Below are 19,150 nucleotides of genomic sequence, written 5' to 3'. Positions count from 1 at the left end.
ATGGAGCTCGGCCCGTGATTGGGTCGGCAACAGTGTATGCTCTTCCTCCGCCCGCGTTTTGGCAAGGAGGAAAATCGTCGCGGCGCATCGACAAAGGAATCGTTCCGCCGCCCGAGGCGGCGGATCAAGGAATCGTCAGCCTAACGACCTGGGCGCAGTTCCAGGCTTTCCAAACCGGCAGCGACGCTCAAGCCGACTTGACCTTGCAGGCTCAGCGGCTGGAGCGCGATCGAATTGTTTGAGCCGCCGACCAGCACGTTGCCGCCGGCGCCGACGCCGACAGCCGCGCTGCCTTGCGCGCCGGCATAGTTGCCGGAAAGATCGCCCGAACCGAGCCACCTCGTCGGCGCGAACACCCCCCAGGCAAGCGCGGTCTCCTGCGTAATGCCGAGATCGACGCCGACTTTTCGGATCGTCGCGACATAGAAGTCGTCAGGCCTGCCATTGACGCGAAGTACGCAGCCGAGGTTGGTGACGGATCCCACGATGAAACCGACGCTGGCCCCGCCCCGGCATTCCAGCACGCCGACCTGAACGCGCTCCGGCTGCTGGGCAAACGCAACGGCCGAGGTCGCGGCGAAGGCAGCGGCGGCAATGCCGGCAAGGATGATGAAACGGCGCATAAATATGTCTCCGACCGAAATGATTTGATGCAAGCAGGAATCGCTTTAAAGCCGCGCCCGAGCAGGACGCTGCCCTTCAATCTCTATGACATAAGTTCTTGCTTCGCTCCAGACGCGTTCCCCGGACGCCACGGCGCATGAAAGGATGCGCCGCTGATCCGGCGTCCAGATTAACCCCTTAACAAGGTGGATCCTGGCTTTGCGGTGCATCGCGGAGAAGCGCTGCACCGCGTCCGGGACGCGATGTCCGGTTAACGCAGGTTGCCGCAAAAGCGCTGGATGCGCTTGCAGGCGTCCTCGAGGTCCGAGGTCTTGGTCGCGTAGGATATGCGGAACGCCGGACCCAGTCCGAATGCCGAGCCCTGCACCACCGCGACACCCTCGCTTTCCAGAAGCTCGGTGACGAAGTCCTGATCGTTGGCAAGCACTTTGCCGGACGGCGCGGTCTTGCCGATGGTGCCGGCGCAGGACGGATAGACGTAGAAGGCACCCTCCGGCCGTGGACAATCGATGCCCTTGGCCTGGTTGAGCATCGACACCACGAGATCGCGCCGCTCCTTGAACACCTTGTTGTTCGCGGGAATGAAATCCTGCGGACCGTTGAGCGCCTCGACGGCCGCCCATTGCGCGATCGACGACGGGTTTGACGTCGACTGCGACTGGATCGTCGCCATCGCCTTGATCAGTTGCACCGGGCCGCCGGCATAGCCGATGCGCCAGCCGGTCATGCAATAGGCCTTGGAGACGCCGTTCACGGTCAGCGTGCGGTCGTACAACTTCGGTTCGATCTGCGCCGGCGTCGTGAAGACGAAGTCGTCGTAGACGAGATGCTCATACATGTCGTCGGTCATCACCCAGACGTGCGGGTGCTTCACCAGCACGTCGGTGATGGCTTTCAATTCCGCGCGCGTGTAGGCGGCGCCGGTCGGGTTCGACGGCGAGTTGAGGATGATCCACTTGGTCTTCGGCGTGATCGCCTTTTCCAGATCGGCGGGTTGCAGCTTGAAGCCGTGCTCTGCCGTACAGACGATGGAAACCGACTCGCCGCCGGCAAGCGCCACCATTTCCGGATAGCTGACCCAGTACGGCGCGGGAATGATCACCTCGTCGCCGGGGTTGATGGTGGCCATCAGCGCATTGTAGAGCACCTGCTTGCCGCCGGTGCCGACGATGATCTGGTTCGGCTTGTATGACAACCCGTTCTCGCGTTCGAATTTGGCAATGATCGCCTGCTTCAGTTCCGGAATGCCGTCGACAGCGGTGTACTTGGTTTTGCCCGCCTCGATCGCGTGAATAGCGGCGAGCTTGATGTTGGCAGGCGTGTCGAAGTCGGGCTCGCCGGCGCCAAGGCCGATGACATTGCGTCCCGCCGCTTTCAGCTCGCGTGCTTTATCCGTGACCGCGATGGTCGCGGACGGCTTCACACGGTCAAGCGCAGCGGACAGGAAGGGCATCATGATCTCCCGGCAAACGTCGTGTGCTCACAAGCAGCACGACTCGATTTGAATGGAATGCGCGCCACAGTAAGACCAGGTCCGCATCATCGCAAGAAGGTTGCGTGAAAAGGCGAAGCTTTAGGGATCGTTAAACGAGCACCATTAGCTTCTCACGCAACATTCATAAAATTCTGCAGCGAAATGGCTCATTTCTGGCAAGGCCTGCGATCCGGCGAATGGCTGACGCGCCCGCGCATGCGCAGCTACAGCCTGATCCTGCTCGCCCTCTATGTCATCGCGGCGGTGGTCTGGATCGGCCTGTCTGACGGCCTGATCGACCGCAACGGCAAGCCGATCGGAACCGATTTCTCCGATGTCTATGCGGCTGGCCGGTTGGTCTGGCAGGGGCACGCGCCGGACGCCTACGATCCGCCGCTCCAGCATGCGGCCGAGCAGGCTGTTTTCGGCCGCGACGTGCCGTTCTACGGATGGCACTATCCGCCATTCTTCCTTGCCATCGCCTTCCTCGTCGCCGCCCTGCCCTATGCGCTTGGGCTTGGCCTCTGGCTTCTCGGCAGCTTTGCGGCCTATCTTGCGGCCATTCGCGCGATCCTGCCGCGCCCGGAAAGCTGGCTGATCGCCAGCGCCTTTCCCGCCGTCTTCATCAATATCGGCCACGGCCAGAACGGCTTCCTCACGACCGCGCTGCTTGGCGGCGCGCTGCATTGGCTGAGGCGGCGGCCGTGGCTGGCCGGCGTCCTGATCGGGCTGCTTGCTTATAAGCCGCAATTCGGCGTTCTTATCCCGCTCGCTCTTGTCGCCGGCGGATACTGGCGCACGATCGGCAGTGCCGCGCTCACCGTCTTGGCGCTGGTTGTGCTGAGCTACCTCATCCTCGGCAGCAGCATCTGGCACGCCTTCGAAGCATCGACGACCTTCACCCAGACGGTGGTGCTGGAGGCCGGCGGTACGGGCTGGGAAAAGATCCAGTCGATCTTCTCGGCGGTGCGGATGTGGGGCGGCAGCGTGCCGCTGGCCTATTCGGCGCAGGCCGCGATCGCCATCACTCTTGCGGCCACGCTTGCCTGGCTTTGGCATAGCGATACCGCATTCGAGCGCAAGGCCGCGGCGCTGGCAGCGGCAAGCCTGCTCGCAACGCCCTATGTGCTCGACTATGACCTGGTGGTCGCCGGGCTTGCGATCGCCTATCTCGCGCGGCTTGGTGTGGCGCGCGGATTCCGCAGCTTCGAAATCAGCCTCCTGAGCGCTGCCTGGATCGTGCCGCTGCTTTCACGCGGCATCGCAAAGACCACGGGCATTCCCTTGGGCCTGCTGGTGCTGCTGTTGCTTTACGCGCTGATCCTGCATCATGCGATCGAGGATCGAAAGCCGGGCGTGCTCGGCGCGCCGTCGGCCGCACCAGCGTGATCGCCTGTTCTGATCACGTTTCGGCCTGAATTTCAGGATTGCGCGGATTCCGGCCCCTCCGCTTTGCGGTTACATTGACGAATGCAACGGCGCGCCGTGCGCCGAAACGCCGAGCCTGGCTGTGCCTTGGGGAAAAAACCCAATGTCGGACGCGGACGCCACCAGGATCATTCACAGGCGGACGCCGGAATCAGCGGCCATGCTGGCAAACGTCAAGCGTGCGATGGCGATCACCGCCGCGATCAACCGTTTGACGTTCGAGGATGAGGACGAAATTCGCGCGCTGTTCAGCCAATTGATCGGCAAAAAGGTAGACGACGGTTTCCAGCTGATCCCGCCGTTCTATACGGCCAGTGGTGACGAAATCCGCCTCGGGCGCAATGTTTTCGTCAATCAGAACTGCACCTTCTATGATCTTGGCGGGCTCGATATCGGCGACGACGTGATGATCGGTCCGAACGTCAGCCTCATCACGGCGGGCCATCCGCTCGAACCTTCGCAGCGCCGGACCGCTACCATCGGAAAACCTATCCTGATCGAACGCAATGTCTGGATCGCGGCCGGCGCAACTGTGATCGGCGGGGTGACTGTAGGGGAAAACTCGGTCGTCGCCGCGGGTTCAGTCGTCACGAGGAACGTGCTCCGAACACCCTGGTCGGCGGAAATCCGGCGCGCGTGATTCGTTCGATTCGCGACTGAAGGAACATGTGCTCGCGCGGCCAAATCGAGACACCGTCCGCACGCGATGGCATGGACTTCTTCATCGTTGCAGTGCGGTAGACGTTTTTGAGCTTTTCCAGCTTCAACCCTTGCGGCGCGATGGCATCGGCATCATTGTTTGGCCAAGTTGCAGGCGGAAAAGCTGCCCGCTCTCACCGGTCGAATTGTTGCTAAATGTACAATCTCTATTCCATGCAACGCTCCGGCAACAGCTACAAGGTTCGCCTTGCGCTCGCGCTGCTCAACGCCCCCTATCGCGCGATCGAGATCGACATTCTGCGCGGCGAAAGCCGCACGCCGGAATTTCTCGCGAAAAATCCAAGCGGACAGGTTCCGCTGCTCGAAGTCGCCGACGGGCGCTATCTCGCCGAGTCCAACGCGATCCTCTGGTATGTCGCCCGCGGCACGTCGCTGGCGCCGGAATCGCCGATCGAGCGCGCCGAAGCGCTGCAATGGATGTTCTTCGAACAGCATGCGCTGGAACCGAACATCGGCGCGGCATATTTCTGGCTCGCGCTGGTCAGAGGCGGCCGCGACCTGCAAACACATGCGCTGGAAGACTGGATGGAACGCGGCTATGCCGCGCTTCAGGTGATGGAGAATCATCTCAAGACCCGCGAATATTTCGCCGCGGGGCAGTTCACGATCGCCGACATCGCGCTTTATGGCTACACCCATGTCGCCGACCAGTGCGACTACGACTTATCGACCTTTCCGGCGATCCGCGACTGGCTGAAGCGGGTCGAACAGGTCCCCGGATTTGTGCCCATGGACTGGCGGCCGGCTGGTGGCATGTTGGAGCCGGACCATCAGGCGCCTGCGGAGGCTTAACAGCCTGTAAAAAGCGGGGACGAATTGCGAGGATTACGGGTATAGCGCCCGTCCTGACGTAATTTGGCCATTTTGGTGACCGCCGCCGCCGCAATCTTGCCGGTGAAAATTGTCACAAAGTGCATCGCGCGAAGTGATTCGCTCGCTCGTACAAGGATTTATTCGACCATGAGCCGGCCTTTAGCGCCGGCCGGCTTCACCGGGCCGGCAGTGGCTATCGCATCAACGCGGCTGAGAGGCACGGTGGCGGCTTCGCTCGCCATCGCATCGCTCTCGCTTTGCCTGATGGTCACCTTGACCGTGCTGTCGGGCAAGCTCGGCGCGGGAATGCCCATTCCGGCTTGATCCATTCATTTGGTCTTTCGGTTTTCGTCGGCTCACGCGATGATCCGCATCGCGATCGGACAATGATGAGGTCTCCGACTGCATTGGTCACGGCAACGCTGTTGGCAGCCATCCTGGTGGCGGCCTCATTGCTGATTGCGACAAGCACGCGCGGCAACGAGACGCCTCGCCATACAACCGCGAGCCTGCGGCCGTTCGCGAAAGATGAAGCCGGACTCGGCGCAAGCGGCGCGGATCGGACTATGGATGCCGGCAGACAGGCACCATTCAAGATAAAATAGCCGGAGTTTTGCCCTGGAGGCGGCAACGCATTTTTAAGGTTAGAGCGCGAAACGTCGCTGACAATCCACAACTTTCCATCAAACTGCCCGTCTCTTTCTCGTGAGCGAACGAGATTAGCCATGCAGTTCGACTGGCGTGCTCTCTTCGGACCGGCCCTCACCGCAGCGACGGCGTTGACCGCCCTTGCTGCCGAGCGCCTTCTGTTCGTCGTTCCCAAGGCGGCGCCGATCTTTGTCTGCACCGTGGCGCTCGCCGGCTCGCTGTCGGGCCTTCGCTCCAGCCTCGCCAGCGCGGCACTGGCCGTCGTTTCCTGCGCGCTGATCCTGTCCTTCCGCGGCGCGCATCCGGGCGATTCATCGGCCCATTCCCTCGGTCACTTCTTTGGGTACTCGACGGCGGACCTTACCCGTATTTCGATACTTGCGATCGCCGTGATTTGCACCGCGGTGCTGACCGGCCTCTTGCGGAAAAGACTGGTCGATACGCTCGCCTGGGAACGCCGCCACCACGTCACGGCGGAGCGGCTTTCAGCGGCGCTTGACCAGGTCGACATCGCCATCGTGCTGCTCGATTGCGACACCCGCGCCGAATTCATCAACCGCGCGTTTCGCGATTACTTCGCGCTCTCCGACGAGAAGGCCGACAGCAAGCCGCCCTTCATCGCGCTGATGTATCATGGCCGCGACACCGGCGCTTACGAAATGCCCGAAGAGGAGTTGAGCGCCTTCATCGCGGAGCGCACCGAAAAAATGCGAACAGGAGATTCGGCCCCGATCAACATCAATCTGCGCGATGGTCAGGTGCTTCGCTTCAGTTGCACGGCCCTGCCCGATGGCGGGCGGATGCTGAGCTATACGCCGGTGACCGAACTGGTGCGCCGTACCGACGATCCAGCCTGCGCCGACTATTATCGCTCGATGCGCAAGAACGGGTTACGCAATCCCGCGGGGCATCTGCGCGCGGCCGAATAGGGCGTCGAGATAAGCTGCATTGATTGATGCGGCAGCGCCACTTAAACCGGCAGAACAGATCCATTTCGCCGGATAAGCCCATGCCCGATGAAATCCTCGTCCGCCGGCTCGCGCGTTCCGATTACGAACAATGGTTGCCGCTGTGGGATGGTTATAACGCCTTCTACGGCCGCACCGGTCCGACCGCGCTTTCGCCCGAAACGACCCGAATGACTTGGTTGCGCTTCTTCGACGCCTACGAGCCGATGCAGGCGCTCGTCGCCGAAAGCGGCGGCCGGCTTGTCGGGCTCGCGCATTATCTGTTTCACCGCTCGACCACCGCGATCGAACCGGTCTGCTACTTGCAGGATCTCTTCACCGATGCGTCCGTACGCGGACAGGGAATCGGAGGGGCCCTGATCAGCGAAGTTTACGCGCAGGCAAGGCTGGCCGGCGCGCCGCGCCTCTACTGGCAAACGCATGAGACCAATCACGCCGCGCAAGCGCTCTACGACAAACTCGCCGAGCGCTCCGGCTTCATCGTCTACCGCAAGGTGTTGTGACGGGAATGCCCCTGGTTTGCGCCACTCGGAGCCGTCGGCCGGTATCCGCAGGATTGAACATCGGCTGTGGACAAATCCCCATGTCACGACTCCGTTACAATGCAGGGCTAGCCTTCGCCTGCGTTTGATCAGCCCCCGTCGACGATCATCCGCGCCCCCAGCGGTCCCCGTCAGTCGCCGTGCCTGACCGGGGCCGCACTTTTTTGCATTGTTGTTCCCGCAATGTCTCCGTTTTCGCATGGCATGCCTCGCGCCCCGGCTTGCGCGCGGACCGGACACGGCCAGAATGGCGTATCTTTCGCTATCGAAGCACGGGATCGATCCATGGAAATCCGTAACCTCGGCTGCTCAGGCCTGCGTGTCTCGGCAGTCGGCCTCGGCTGCAACAATTTCGGCCAGCGCACCGACCTCGAAACGTCGCGCAAGGTGATCCACAGGGCGATCGACCTTGGCATTACGCTGTTCGATACCGCCGACATCTATGCCGACATGGGCGGCTCAGAGACCGTCCTCGGCGAGGTGCTCGGAGATCGGCGCAAGGACATCGTGCTGGCGACGAAATTCTCGAAGCCGATGAGCACCGACGGCACCAAGCAGGGCGCCTCGCGCCGCTACATCATGTCGGCGGTCGAAGCGAGCCTGAAGCGGCTGAAGACCGATTACATCGACCTCTACCAGCAGCACGACTACGACGCGCTGACACCGATCGAGGAGACCTTGCGGGCGCTCGACGATCTGATCCGGCAAGGCAAGGTGCGCTACATCGGCAATTCGAATTTTCCGGCGTGGAGGGTTGCGGAAGCCGAGCATGTCGCGCGCGCGATGAATGTAAGCCGGTTCGTGTCATGCCAGGACGAATACAGTCTTGTCGTGCGCGACATCGAAAGAGACCTGTTGCCCTGCGCACAGGAATACGAGCTCGGCCTGCTGCCGTTCTTTCCGCTCGCCAGCGGTCTGCTCACCGGCAAATACAAGCGCGGCCAGGCCGCGCCTGACGACACGCGCTTTTCCAAAGTGCCGCGGCTGCGCGACCGCTATGCCACGCCGCGCAACGAGGAGATCGTCGAGAAACTGCAAGCCTTCGCGCAGGCGCGCGGTCACTCGATGCTCGACCTCGCCTTCTCCTGGCTCGCGGCGCGGCCGCAGGTGGCCAGCGTGATCGCGGGCGCCACACGCGTCGAACAGGTCGAGCAGAACGCCAGGGCGATCAGCTGGCGCCTCACGTCGGAAGACATGTCGGAGATCGATCGGATGACGAAGTAATCACCCGACCAGCCCCTGCATCGGCTTCACCGCCGCGCTGGCAGGAAACACGTTCTTCGCCAGAACGGCTTCGCCTAGGCCGAGATGATCGCGCAGGATGCCCTTCAGCGCGGCGCGCAGATCTGCGGTCGGCGCCAGATCGCGGCCTTCATAGAGATTGGCCGGCTTCAGTCCCGGCCAGTCCGCGATCACACGCCCGCCCTTCACCGCGCCGCCGGCGAGAAGGGCGACGGTGCCGGTACCGTGGTCGGTGCCTTCGGTGCCGTTGATGCGCGCGGTGCGGCCGAATTCGGTGGCGACCACCACTACGCTATCGCGCCAGCGCTCGCCGAGCCCGCTCTGGAACTCGCCGAGCGCACCGTCGAGACCCGACAGCAATTGCGAAAGGCGTCCGACCGGGCCGCCTTCGTTAGCGTGGGTATCCCAACCATCGAAAGCGAGCGCGGCAATGCGCGGACCGTCGTCGGCTGCCATCACCTTGGCGGCGCCGCGCGCCACCAGCCGCATGGCGGCGATGTTGTTGCCGCCGGGCCTCGCCTTCATGTCCTCGCCAAGCGCGGTCTTCTCCAGTTGCAGACCTTGTCTCAGCGCTGACGCCAGCGCCGGATCGCGATGTTGATAGAGATCGAGCAGGCGCATGGCGGTATCGTCGGCGGCCGGCGGGAGGTTTGCCGGCGCCCAGCCGACGGTCGGCGCCGCACCGCGCAGCACCAGCGGCGTGGTGGCGCCGACCGCAAGTCCGTTCGAGACATGTTCGCCCTTTGGCAGAGATTCGAGCGCGCGATTGAGCCAGCCGGACTGTACGCGTCCGGGACCGGCAAACCCGCTCTCCAGCACATCCTGGCCATCGAAATGCGAGCGGTCGCGATAAGGCGTCGCAACGGCATGGATCACTGCGGCCTGCTTGCCGCGATACATCCGCGCGAATTCCGGCATCGCGGGATGCAGCGCGAAGAACGAGTCCAGCATGGTTGCGGCGTGTGGACCGTCTGACGTGAGCGCGATCGGACCGTGCAGCGCGGCGTAATCCGGATCGCCGACCGGTGCGACAGTGGCGAGGCCGTCGAGCGCGCCGCGCAAGATGACGACGATCAGGCGCGGGTCACGCCCGTCGGCGGCGCGGGCGAATTTCGGCAGGTAAGCCCAGGCGGCGAACGAGGCCCCGCCGAGCAGGAAGCCACGGCGTGACGTGACCAGGCGATTTTCGCAGCAATCCACGTTGCTTTCCACTGCCGTCATCTCCTCTGGAATTCCGGCGACATCAATAACAGCGCCAGCGCCTGCTGGCGCGATTCCGCCCGCTGGATGGTCTGACGAGTCTCCTGCGACGCGGCATCGGCAGCCACCAGTTCGAGCAGATCGCGCGGGTCGACGTTGTCGCCGATGCGCGAGGCGACTTCTGCCGCGATGTCGAGTCGCAGCTTCATGCCCTCGGGCGCGGCCCAGGCTGCGTTGGTGTCGGGGAATCCGTTCGGCCCTGACGGCGACCACAAGGGCTGGCCGAGCATATTGAGCCCCCCGAGATAGCGGCCGGGCTCCTCCGGCATATGGTCCAGTAGACGCCCGGTCGCGATCAGATATTCGTAAGGGCTGCGCATCTTGGTCAGCGGCGCCTGCCAGGCCTCGTCGGAATCGACGAGCGTGGTGGCGAGCGCCTTGAGATCGCCGTCGGTCCGGCGAAACACATCTTGCAGCCGCGCGACCAATGCCGGCGGGGGATCGTCGGCGACGAAATGGCGGGCGAATTTGGTGGCGATGAATTTTGCCGTCGCCGGATGGCGCGCGATGTCAGCGAGCGCCGCCTCGCCTTGCGCGAGGCCAGTATCGGCGTAGGTCTTGCCGAGCAGGGTTTGCGGTCCCGGCTCATGCGCATTGGCGTTGAACACGAAGGTGCCGGGCGGCCCGAGCTTTCCTTGGCGGCCGACGAAGGTCCAGCCGGTGATGATGCGCGCGAGCGACGTCACGTCTGCTTGGGTGTAGCCGCTGCCGACCCCGAGCGTGTGCAATTCCATGATCTCGCGCGCGAGGTTTTCATTGAGACCACGCTTGCGGTTTTGCCCGGCGCGCGAATCCGGGCCCAGCGATTGCTGGTTATCGAGAAAGAACAGCATTGCCGGGTGCTGCTCCACCGCCATCAGCATCTCGCTGAAGCGACCGAACACGTGGGGACGGATCGCCTCGCGCTCGAACGAGCCGGCCCACATTCGCCCCAACTGCCCCTTGGCCGCCGAGATGCAGAAATGATTGGACCAGAAGGTCACGAGGCGCTCGCCGAATCCGCAATCGACCTGCAGCGCGCGCTGCAGGCGCGCAAGCGCCTCGGCGCGAAATGTCTTCTGGATCACATTGAGGGGCTTCGGCGCCTTGGCAGCATCGTTCGCCTGCACCTGCGCGTCGGCATTGTCCTTCGCCGGCATGTCCATCGACGCCATCTTGTTCGACACGCCCGCGGAAGCCGGTTTCGAATTCGACGGCTGCGCGGGCGGCGCCGGTTTGCCGTCAGCAACGCCTGCCGCGGCCTTCGCATTGGCCTTTGCCGCCTCGCGGGCCTGCTTGACCTCGGCCTGATAGGCAAAGGCAACCTCGGCCAGGGCCGGCGTCGGCTGCAAGGTCGGCATTTCCAGCCGCACCGCGGCGGGCCGCTGAAGGTCGGCCCTGACGAAGCCGCGCGGGTCGGAGGCCGCGTTGACCAGATCGCCTGACGCGCCGCCGCGCGCACCAAAGCCGAAACGATTGAGCGCCATCAAGGCAGCTTGCGGATCGCGGGACATGTTAAGGTTCCTGCAGACTTTCCTTCAATCGGCGGCACGTATATTACGCCTCGATCAAGCACCATCAGCGATGAACCGGACATGAAAAACGCGGCGAAGGTTCGGTCTCATTCATGACAAATCGTTTAGAATCGGAGTCGGTTCGACAGGTCGTTTGTTCCCGATGCGGAGCGGCATTTTCATGCGCGCAATCGCAGACGTGCTGGTGCGCGGAGGAGACCGCGCGGCTGCCGATGCCGCGCGAGGGTGAGGATTGCCTGTGCCGGGAATGCCTGCTCAAGGCGGCGGCCCGAACCAGGGACGTTCCGCAGGCCTGACATGGGACAGTCTGACATGTTGACGAAGGCGCCGAACGCCGTTAGCAGCGCGCTAGCTTTTTCGATGGGGAGCCAGTGATGTCCGACCGTCCCAGGGTGATCTTGCTGCTGGTGTTTGGCCTGCTATCCGCCTTGCTGGTCTCGCCGCGCCTGGCCTGCGCACAAGCCAACCGCGCAGACACCACGCGCGCAGACACCACCTGGGCCGCGCTCGACGTGATCGCCGCGATCAATAATGCCATCGGCGAAAGCAACGAAAGCGGCGCCCTGCGCGAAAAGGTGGTGCAGCGCATTTCCGAATGCTCGCTGATGTATGGCGGCCTTTCAACGCTGACGTCCAATCCTGATTCCAAGAAGAGCTACGTTCGCGCCCAGGAAGCGACCATGGAAGTCGAAGCGAACATCGCCAAGCCGCTGCAAACGCCAAAACGGCTGGAACTTGAAGAGGCCGCGCGACGGTCGGTGGCCCTGATGCTGCGCGGCATCAAGAAGGAAGGCGAAAAGGAAGTGGGTCCGCTTCTGAAGAGCTGCAAGGCGCTCAACGATGTGAGCGAGATCAAGACTGCCGTGCAGGAGCTTGCGCGCAGGTAAAGGGGGGCGACAGGAGACCGTCGAAACGGGGGCGCCGTTGCGACCGATCAAACAGGTACACCGATGAACGAGCATCCCCGCCTTGCGGAACTCATTTTCGACCAGACGGCCGATGCGACCATCTACACCGACCGCGCCGGCGACATTGCGCGCTGGAATTCCGCAGCCTCTGCGCTATTCGGCTTTTCGGCCGACGAGGCGCTTGGTCAAAACCTCGATGTGATTATTCCGGAGCATTTGCGCGCCGCCCACTGGCGCGGCTTCAATGCCGCGATGACCAGCGGCACCATGAAGCTCCAAGGCCGCCCGACGCTGACCCGCGCCCTGCACAAGAGCGGGCGCAAACTCTATGTCGAGATGACTTTCGCGATCGTGAAGGACAAGGCGACCGGCGAAGCGCTCGGCGCGGTCGCAGTGGCGCGAGACGTAACCGAGCGCGTCGAACGGGAGCGCGCCGCGTCCCGCGGCGCCTGAGGACGGTCGAAAATCGGTGGTTGAGGCCGGGAATTCCGATCCGGCCAACCGGTGACGCAACAGGCAGAAGCGGCCAAGCCCGCCGCAGATCCATACTGGACCCGCAGCGAGCTTGTCATCGACAGCAAACATAAAGTTGCGCGTCTGCGTTGAGCGACAAGAAAGCTATTTCACCACCGCTGCCGTCTGGCCGAACAGAAGCTTGCGCTCTTCGTCGGTGCGGATCGCTGGCTGGCCGAAATTCGGATTGACCTCCTTGGCGAGCGCGTAGGCGCGCACCGTGGCGGGACGTTCGCGGATCGTCTCCAGCCAGCGCTTGAGGTTCGGGAACTGCTCGATGTCCTGCCCCTGGTTCTTGTATCCCGCGACCCAGGGATAGCTCGCCATGTCGGCGATCGAATACGCTCCGGCGATGAATTCGCGATCCTGCAGCCGCTTGTTGAGGACGCCGTAAAGCCGGTTGGTCTCGTTCACGTAGCGGTCGATCGCGTAGGGAATCTTTTCCTGGGCATAATTGCGGAAGTGATGGTTCTGTCCGGCCATCGGCCCGAGACCGCCCATCTGCCAGAACGTCCACTGGATGACGTCGTAGCGGCCGTAGATGTCCGCCGGGATGAACTGGCCTGTCTTCTCGGCGAGGTAGAGCAGCATCGCACCGGACTCGAAGATCGAGATCGGCCTGCCGCCGCCCTTCGGCTCGTGATCGACCAGCGCCGGGATGCGGTTGTTCGGCGCAATCGCCAGAAACTCCGGCTTGAACTGGTCGCCCTTGCCGATGTTGACCGGGAAAATCTTGTACTTCAGCCCGGTCTCCTCGAGAAACATCGTGATCTTGTGGCCGTTCGGCGTCGTCCAGTAATGGAGATCGATCATAAGGGCGGTCCTTGTCGTTGCCGGCGCGGCGCACCGGAAAGTGGATGCGAATGCATGAATTTCGCCCCGGCGGCCGGCCGAGTCAACGGCACCTGCCGCCGCCTGCCGCGAAAGTGATGGCTGCAATGTGCCGCGCGCGCGGCAACTGTCGCAAAACTGTGAACCACTTCACACGCGCCGGGGCCAGGTCGTGATCTCCTTCATCCGCGGATTCGGTGGAGACGTGACATGACCTATGGCGGCTTTCAGATCGAGGCTTTTGAAGCCGGCAGGGGGCTCTGGCACGCCCGGATCAGGCGAGAGGACCATCAGCCCGTCGTCATCGACGGCGTGTCGTTCCCCGAGCTTGAGGTCGGCTTCGCCTGGTCCGATGCGGAAGCGGCGATCGCCGACGCAAAGACCCGCGTCGACTACCTCAACCGGCGATTCCTGACGACAGAGAAAACGCGGAAGACCGCCCATGTATGAATCCAACACCAGCTCATCCGCCGCCATACGATCCAACTGCCCGGACTGCGACGGCACGCTTCGGGTGCTGCGCGTGATCGGCGGGCGCGCGGGCGCCGAATACTGGACGATGCGATGCATCCGCTGCGGCGGGATTCACCTCGATATCGTCAACGGTCCCTCGCCGTCGCCCGCCGCATAACGCGCAACTCAACCGGCGAACGTCCGCGCGATCGCGCTGCGCGCCTCGTCCTGGATTTGCTTCAGGTGCGCCTCGCTGCGGAAACTCTCCGCATAGATCTTGTAGACGTCTTCGGTGCCTGAGGGGCGCGCCGCGAACCAGCCGTTGTCGGCGACGACCTTGATGCCGCCGAACGGCTGGTTGTTGCCCGGCGCGGCGGACAGCACCGCCGTGACCTTCTCGCCGCCCAGTTCCTTGATCCCGAGCTTTTCGCCCGTCAGCGTCTTGAACACGCTCTTCTGCTGCGCCGTCGCCGGGGCATCGACGCGGGCATAGAACGGCTTGCCGAGTTCGGCCGTCAGCGTATCGAACAGCTGGCCCGGATCGCGGCCGGTCCGCGCCGTGATCTCGGCCGCGAGCAGTCCCATGATCAGCCCGTCCTTGTCGGTGGTCCACACCGAGCCGTCCTTGCGCAGGAAGGAGGCGCCCGCGCTTTCCTCGCCGGCAAAGCCGAAGCCGCCGCTGATCAATCCGTCGACGAACCATTTGAACCCGACCGGCGTCTCCACCACCTTGCGGCCGATCCTGCCGGCGACGCGGTCGATGATCGCGCTGGAGACGATCGTCTTGCCGATCGTGCTGTCCTTGCGCCACTGCGGCCGATGCTCGAACAAAAACGCAATCGACGCCGCCAGAAAATGGTTCGGATTCATCAGGCCCGACGAACGGGTGACGATGCCGTGGCGGTCGGCGTCGGTGTCGTTGGCAAAGGCGACATCGAACCTGTCGCGCATGTCGATGAGCTGCGCCATCGCGAACGGCGAGGAACAGTCCATCCTGATCTTGCCGTCCCAGTCCAGCGTCATGAAGCGGAAGGTCGGATCGACCTCGTCGCGGATCAGCGTCGCGTTCAGCCGGTAGCGCTCGATGATCGGCTGCCAGTAGCGCACCGCCGCGCCGCCGAGCGGATCAATGCCGATCCTGACGCCGCTGGCGCCGATCGCCTCCATGTCGAGGATATTGGCGAGATCGGCGACATAGGGCGTGATGTAGTCATGGCGATGCACGCATGGCGCTTTCCGCGCGCGCGCGTAGGATATGCGCTTGACGCCATCCAGGTCGTTTTCGAGATAGCGGTTGGCGGCGCGCTCGATGGCGCCGGTGATGTCGGTGTCGGCCGGGCCGCCGTTCGGCGGGTTGTATTTGAAGCCGCCATCTTCCGGCGGATTGTGCGACGGCGTCACCACCACGCCGTCGGCAAGCCCGCTCTCGCGGCCCTTGTTGTAGGTGAGGATCGCATGTGAGACCGCCGGCGTCGGCGTATAGCCGTCGTTGGCGTCGATCATCACCTCGACGGCGTTGGCCGCGAACACTTCCAGCGCGCTCGCCAGCGCCGGCTCGGCCAGCGCATGCGTGTCGATCCCGATGAACAGCGGGCCGGTGAGATTTTTCGCAAGCCGGTAGTCGCAGACGGCCTGGCTGACCGCAAGAATATGCGATTCGTTGAAAGCGAGGTTGAGTGAGGAGCCGCGATGGCCCGAGGTGCCGAACGCGACCCGCTGCGCCGCGATCGCAGGGTCCGGCTTGCCCGTGAAATAGGCCGTCACCAGCCGCGGGATATTCGGCAGCTGGGACGCCGGAACGGGCTTGCCTGCGAGCGGGTGATTGTCGGGCATGGGGATCCTTGACGAAATTGAACCAGACAGACGTTTTCCATCATGACGAGCCTAGGCGAAGCAAACCGGTCTTGTCATTCCGGGATGCGCCGCCGCGACAAAATAGCGAGGCTATTTTGCGCGGAAGGCGCAGGCGGCGAGTCAATTCCTCCAGGCATTCCTGCGGTTCGATCGATTCTCAGGTGCGCAATTGCGCACCATGGCCCGCTCGTTGCACTCGCGCCCCGGAATGACAGGATGAGTGACCCGCCCCATACTGACAGATGCTGACATCGCAAACGGGCCGCGGCGCAACCGGTTCCTTGAGACCTCCGGCCCTTTTCTCCGTCACGGACTCGTCCCATATTCGCCTCATGGCGAAGACTCCCAATTCCCCCAAAAAGCCCGGCAAAACTCCGAAATCCAAGGCTCCTAAGTCCAAGGCACACCGTCCTGAGGTGCAGCCGATCGGGCCTGCGCTCGCCGATCTGCTCAATCCCGCGATCAACCGCGGCGAAAGCGGCGTCGGCTCCTCCACCGGCCTGCGGCCGCCGCCGAATAATTCCTGGGATCGCCGCGCCGGCGGCGAGGCCGCCGCCCATCGCGCCCGCGCCTCGACCAGGGGTTTTGAGGAGGCGCCGCAGCGCGAATTCGCGGCCGCCAATTATGGCACCTCCGCGACGATCCCGACGCTCGATCCGGAGCTGGCGCGGCAGCTTGGACTGCCGACCGCCGAGGACGACGAGGAGGCCCTGGCGCGCCCGCCGAAGAGCAAGATGGAAGCGCTCGGCGTCAAGGCGACCGCCGAGGCGCTGGAAAGCCTGATCCGCGACGGCCGGCCCGAGTTTCGCGGCCAGGACGGCAGCCTGAAGGTGTGGACGCCGCACCGTCCGCCGCGCCCGGAAAAATCCGAAGGCGGCGTGCGCTTCGAGATCAAGTCGGACTACCAGCCCAAGGGCGACCAGCCGACCGCGATCGCCGAACTGGTCGAAGGCATCCAGCGCAACGACCGCACGCAGGTGCTGCTCGGCGTCACCGGAAGCGGCAAGACCTACACCATGGCGAAGGTGATCAAGGCGACGCAGCGCCCGGCGCTGATCCTCGCGCCGAACAAGACGCTGGCCGCGCAGCTCTACGGCGAGTTCAGGAACTTCTTCCCCGACAACGCGGTGGAATATTTCGTCTCCTATTACGACTACTACCAGCCGGAGGCCTACGTCCCGCGCACCGACACCTATATCGAGAAGGATTCCTCGATCAACGAGCAGATCGACCGCATGCGCCACGCCGCGACGCGCGCGCTGCTCGAACGCGACGACGTCATCATCGTCGCGTCAGTCTCCTGCATCTACGGTATCGGCTCGGTCGAGACCTATACCGCGATGACCTTTGCGCTGAAGAAGGGCGAGCGCATCGACCAGCGGCAATTGATCGCCGACCTGGTCGCGCTGCAATACAAGCGCACCTCGGCGGATTTTTCCCGCGGCACCTTCCGCGTGCGCGGCGACGTCATCGACATCTTCCCGGCGCACTATGAGGACCGCGCCTGGCGCGTCAACCTGTTCGGCGACACCGTGGAAAACATCGAGGAGTTCGATCCCCTCACCGGCCACAAGCAGGACGAGCTCGAATTCATCAAGGTCTACGCCAATTCGCACTATGTGACGCCGCGCCCGACGCTGGTGCAGGCGATCAAGGCGATCAAGGGCGAGTTGAAGCTGCGTCTCGACCAGCTCAACGGCCAGGGGCGCCTCTTGGAAGCGCAGCGGCTGGAGCAGCGCACCACCTTCGACCTGGAAATGATGGAAGCGACCGGCAGCTGCGCCGGCATCGAGAACTATTCGCGCTATCTCACCGGACGCCGCCCCGGCGAGCCGCCGCCGACGCTGTTCGAATATGTGCCGGACAACGCGCTGGTGTTCGCCGATGAAAGCCACGTCACCATTCCGCAGATCGGCGGCATGTTTCGCGGCGACTTCCGCCGCAAGGCGACACTCGCCGAATACGGCTTCCGCCTGCCCTCCTGCATGGACAACCGCCCGCTGCGCTTCGAGGAATGGGACATGATGCGGCCGCAGACGGTCGCGGTGTCGGCGACGCCCGGCGGCTGGGAGCTGAACGAGTCCGGCGGTGTGTTCGTCGAGCAGGTGATCCGCCCGACCGGACTGATCGATCCGCCGGTCGACATCCGCCCGGCGCGCACGCAGGTCGACGATCTCGTCGGCGAGGTTCGCGCCACGGCCCAGAAGGGCTATCGCAGCCTGATCACGGTGCTGACCAAGCGGATGGCCGAAGACCTTACCGAATATCTGCACGAGCAGGGCATCCGCGTGCGCTACATGCACTCGGACATCGACACCATCGAGCGCATCGAGATCATCCGCGACCTGCGGCTCGGCGCGTTCGACGCGCTGGTCGGCATCAACCTGTTGCGCGAGGGCCTCGACATTCCCGAATGCGCGCTGGTCGCGATCCTCGACGCCGACAAGGAAGGTTTCCTGCGCAGCGAGACCTCGCTGATCCAGACCATCGGCCGCGCCGCGCGCAATGTCGACGGCAAGGTGATCCTCTACGCCGACCAGATGACCGGATCGATGGAGCGCGCGATTGCGGAAACCAACCGCCGCCGCGAAAAGCAGGTCGAGTACAACAAGGCCAACGGCATCACGCCGGAGAGCGTGAAGAAATCGATCGGCGACATTCTCAACTCGGCCTACGAGCGCGACCACGTGCTGGTCGAGGTCGGCGACGGCGGCATGGGGTCCGGATGGTCCGACGACGTGATCTCGATCGGGCACAATTTCGAGGCGGTGCTGGCCGACCTGGAAACGCGGATGCGCGAGGCCGCCGCCGACCTCAATTTCGAGGAAGCCGCGCGGCTGCGCGACGAGGTCAAGCGGCTGCGCGCCACCGAAATGGCCGTGGTCGATGACCCCACCATCAAGCAGCGCGGCGTTGCGAGCAGGGCCGGCGCCTATGCGGGGCAGAAGAAATATGGCGAGGCCGCGAACCTGCCGGTCAGTGCCATGAAGAAGAAGGGCGTTTCGGCCTCGCTGTCGGCGAGCAAATCCCGGCGCGACCCGCTGCTGCCTTCGGCCGACGAGATGCGCGGCGGCTCAAAGGTCCACAAGCCGCATCTCGACGAGATGCACGGACCGGAATCGCTGCCCTATCGCGAGGGCCGTGCGCTTCCCGCAAAACCGTTCGGCGACAAAAGCCGGATTTTCCAGCCGACCGACTCGCAGCAGTCCGGCCCCGAGTTCGGCCCCGCCCCGCGATCGAGCGGCGGCGCACCGGGAAAACGCGGCGGGTGGAAGCGGAGGTAGACAACTCGCGCTAGTAATCCGTGCCAGTCCGTTTAGGCTGGCGTCATGAAACTCGGCTTCGAAGAACCTCAATC

18 protein-coding genes are annotated in these 19,150 nt (G+C 63.8%); 12 read left to right on the top strand and 6 right to left on the bottom strand.

The genetic code is table 11. The features are described from left to right. Window positions 1-140: 140 nt before the first annotated feature. Together NEZ08_RS20550 and NEZ08_RS20545 are read right to left on the bottom strand one after the other, a co-directional pair. On the bottom strand, window positions 141-623 hold the full coding sequence (locus NEZ08_RS20550) for a DUF992 domain-containing protein (RefSeq protein ID WP_298111019.1): 483 nt from the start codon (window positions 621-623) through the stop codon (window positions 141-143). 251 nt (window positions 624-874) lie between these two features. Beyond that, entirely contained in the window at window positions 875-2,077 is a 1,203-nt protein-coding gene (locus tag NEZ08_RS20545; RefSeq protein ID WP_298111017.1) for a pyridoxal phosphate-dependent aminotransferase, read from the bottom strand. A 183-nt stretch (window positions 2,078-2,260) separates the two neighbouring features. Between NEZ08_RS20545 and NEZ08_RS20540 the strand changes: the two genes are divergently transcribed. From NEZ08_RS20540 to NEZ08_RS20510, 7 genes are all read left to right on the top strand, one after another. Beyond that, on the top strand, window positions 2,261-3,487 hold the full coding sequence (locus NEZ08_RS20540; protein WP_298111014.1) for a glycosyltransferase family 87 protein: 1,227 nt from the start codon (window positions 2,261-2,263) through the stop codon (window positions 3,485-3,487). Window positions 3,488-3,629: 142 nt separating this feature from the next. Then, complete coding sequence (locus tag NEZ08_RS20535; protein WP_298111012.1) at window positions 3,630-4,166, top strand: DapH/DapD/GlmU-related protein; 537 nt, start codon at window positions 3,630-3,632, stop codon at window positions 4,164-4,166. Between the two features lie 215 nt (window positions 4,167-4,381). Beyond that, window positions 4,382-5,038: a glutathione S-transferase family protein gene (locus NEZ08_RS20530; RefSeq protein WP_298111009.1), complete on the top strand. Its 657-nt coding sequence runs from the start codon at window positions 4,382-4,384 to the stop codon at window positions 5,036-5,038. Between the two features lie 168 nt (window positions 5,039-5,206). Next, on the top strand, window positions 5,207-5,383 hold the full coding sequence (locus NEZ08_RS20525) for a hypothetical protein (RefSeq protein ID WP_298111006.1): 177 nt from the start codon (window positions 5,207-5,209) through the stop codon (window positions 5,381-5,383). A gap of 401 nt (window positions 5,384-5,784) precedes the next feature. Then, entirely contained in the window at window positions 5,785-6,636 is an 852-nt protein-coding gene (locus NEZ08_RS20520; RefSeq protein ID WP_298111004.1) for a PAS-domain containing protein, read from the top strand. Window positions 6,637-6,716: 80 nt separating this feature from the next. After that, window positions 6,717-7,178 (top strand): GNAT family N-acetyltransferase, encoded by a 462-nt coding sequence (locus tag NEZ08_RS20515; protein ID WP_298111001.1) that lies wholly within the window; start codon window positions 6,717-6,719, stop codon window positions 7,176-7,178. A gap of 324 nt (window positions 7,179-7,502) precedes the next feature. After that, the gene (locus NEZ08_RS20510) at window positions 7,503-8,441 is read left to right on the top strand and encodes an aldo/keto reductase (RefSeq protein ID WP_298110999.1); all 939 of its coding nucleotides are present in this window, start codon (window positions 7,503-7,505) and stop codon (window positions 8,439-8,441) included. On the opposite strand, the gene NEZ08_RS20505 is transcribed toward NEZ08_RS20510, so the two are convergent. Continuing rightward, a complete protein-coding gene (locus tag NEZ08_RS20505; RefSeq protein ID WP_298110997.1) occupies window positions 8,442-9,671 on the bottom strand; it encodes a DUF1501 domain-containing protein in 1,230 nt (409 codons plus the stop codon). A gap of 5 nt (window positions 9,672-9,676) precedes the next feature. Continuing rightward, window positions 9,677-11,212: a DUF1800 domain-containing protein gene (locus NEZ08_RS20500; RefSeq protein ID WP_298110994.1), complete on the bottom strand. Its 1,536-nt coding sequence runs from the start codon at window positions 11,210-11,212 to the stop codon at window positions 9,677-9,679. 395 nt (window positions 11,213-11,607) lie between these two features. Here NEZ08_RS20500 and NEZ08_RS20490 point away from each other — a divergent pair, with 395 nt between their 5' ends. Then, a complete protein-coding gene (locus tag NEZ08_RS20490) occupies window positions 11,608-12,120 on the top strand; it encodes a hypothetical protein (protein ID WP_298110989.1) in 513 nt (170 codons plus the stop codon). 63 nt (window positions 12,121-12,183) lie between these two features. After that, window positions 12,184-12,594 carry a PAS domain S-box protein gene (locus NEZ08_RS20485; protein WP_298110986.1) on the top strand — a complete coding sequence of 137 codons (411 nt, stop codon included), beginning with the start codon at window positions 12,184-12,186 and terminating at the stop codon, window positions 12,592-12,594. Window positions 12,595-12,759: 165 nt separating this feature from the next. On the opposite strand, the gene NEZ08_RS20480 is transcribed toward NEZ08_RS20485, so the two are convergent. Next, a complete protein-coding gene (locus NEZ08_RS20480) occupies window positions 12,760-13,467 on the bottom strand; it encodes a glutathione S-transferase N-terminal domain-containing protein (protein ID WP_298110983.1) in 708 nt (235 codons plus the stop codon). Window positions 13,468-13,695: 228 nt separating this feature from the next. On the opposite strand from NEZ08_RS20480, the gene NEZ08_RS20475 reads away from it, so the two are divergent. Continuing rightward, complete coding sequence (locus NEZ08_RS20475) at window positions 13,696-13,935, top strand: hypothetical protein (protein WP_298110981.1); 240 nt, start codon at window positions 13,696-13,698, stop codon at window positions 13,933-13,935. Further along, entirely contained in the window at window positions 13,928-14,116 is a 189-nt protein-coding gene (locus NEZ08_RS20470) for a hypothetical protein (protein WP_298110978.1), read from the top strand. The genes NEZ08_RS20475 and NEZ08_RS20470 overlap by 8 nt, the downstream gene beginning before the upstream one ends. Window positions 14,117-14,124: 8 nt before the next feature. Here the strand turns inward: NEZ08_RS20470 and pgm are convergent, their stop codons facing one another. Continuing rightward, entirely contained in the window at window positions 14,125-15,771 is a 1,647-nt protein-coding gene (gene pgm / locus NEZ08_RS20465; protein ID WP_298110976.1) for a phosphoglucomutase (alpha-D-glucose-1,6-bisphosphate-dependent), read from the bottom strand. A gap of 353 nt (window positions 15,772-16,124) precedes the next feature. Between pgm and uvrB the strand changes: the two genes are divergently transcribed. Continuing rightward, entirely contained in the window at window positions 16,125-19,076 is a 2,952-nt protein-coding gene (uvrB, locus tag NEZ08_RS20460; RefSeq protein WP_298110973.1) for an excinuclease ABC subunit UvrB, read from the top strand. Window positions 19,077-19,150: the final 74 nt, after the last annotated feature.

Source organism: Bradyrhizobium sp., from assembly GCF_027451485.1.
Lineage (GTDB): Bacteria > Pseudomonadota > Alphaproteobacteria > Rhizobiales > Xanthobacteraceae > Bradyrhizobium.
Note: the sequence above shows the minus strand (reverse complement) of the source record. Positions and strands in the feature narration are given on the sequence as shown.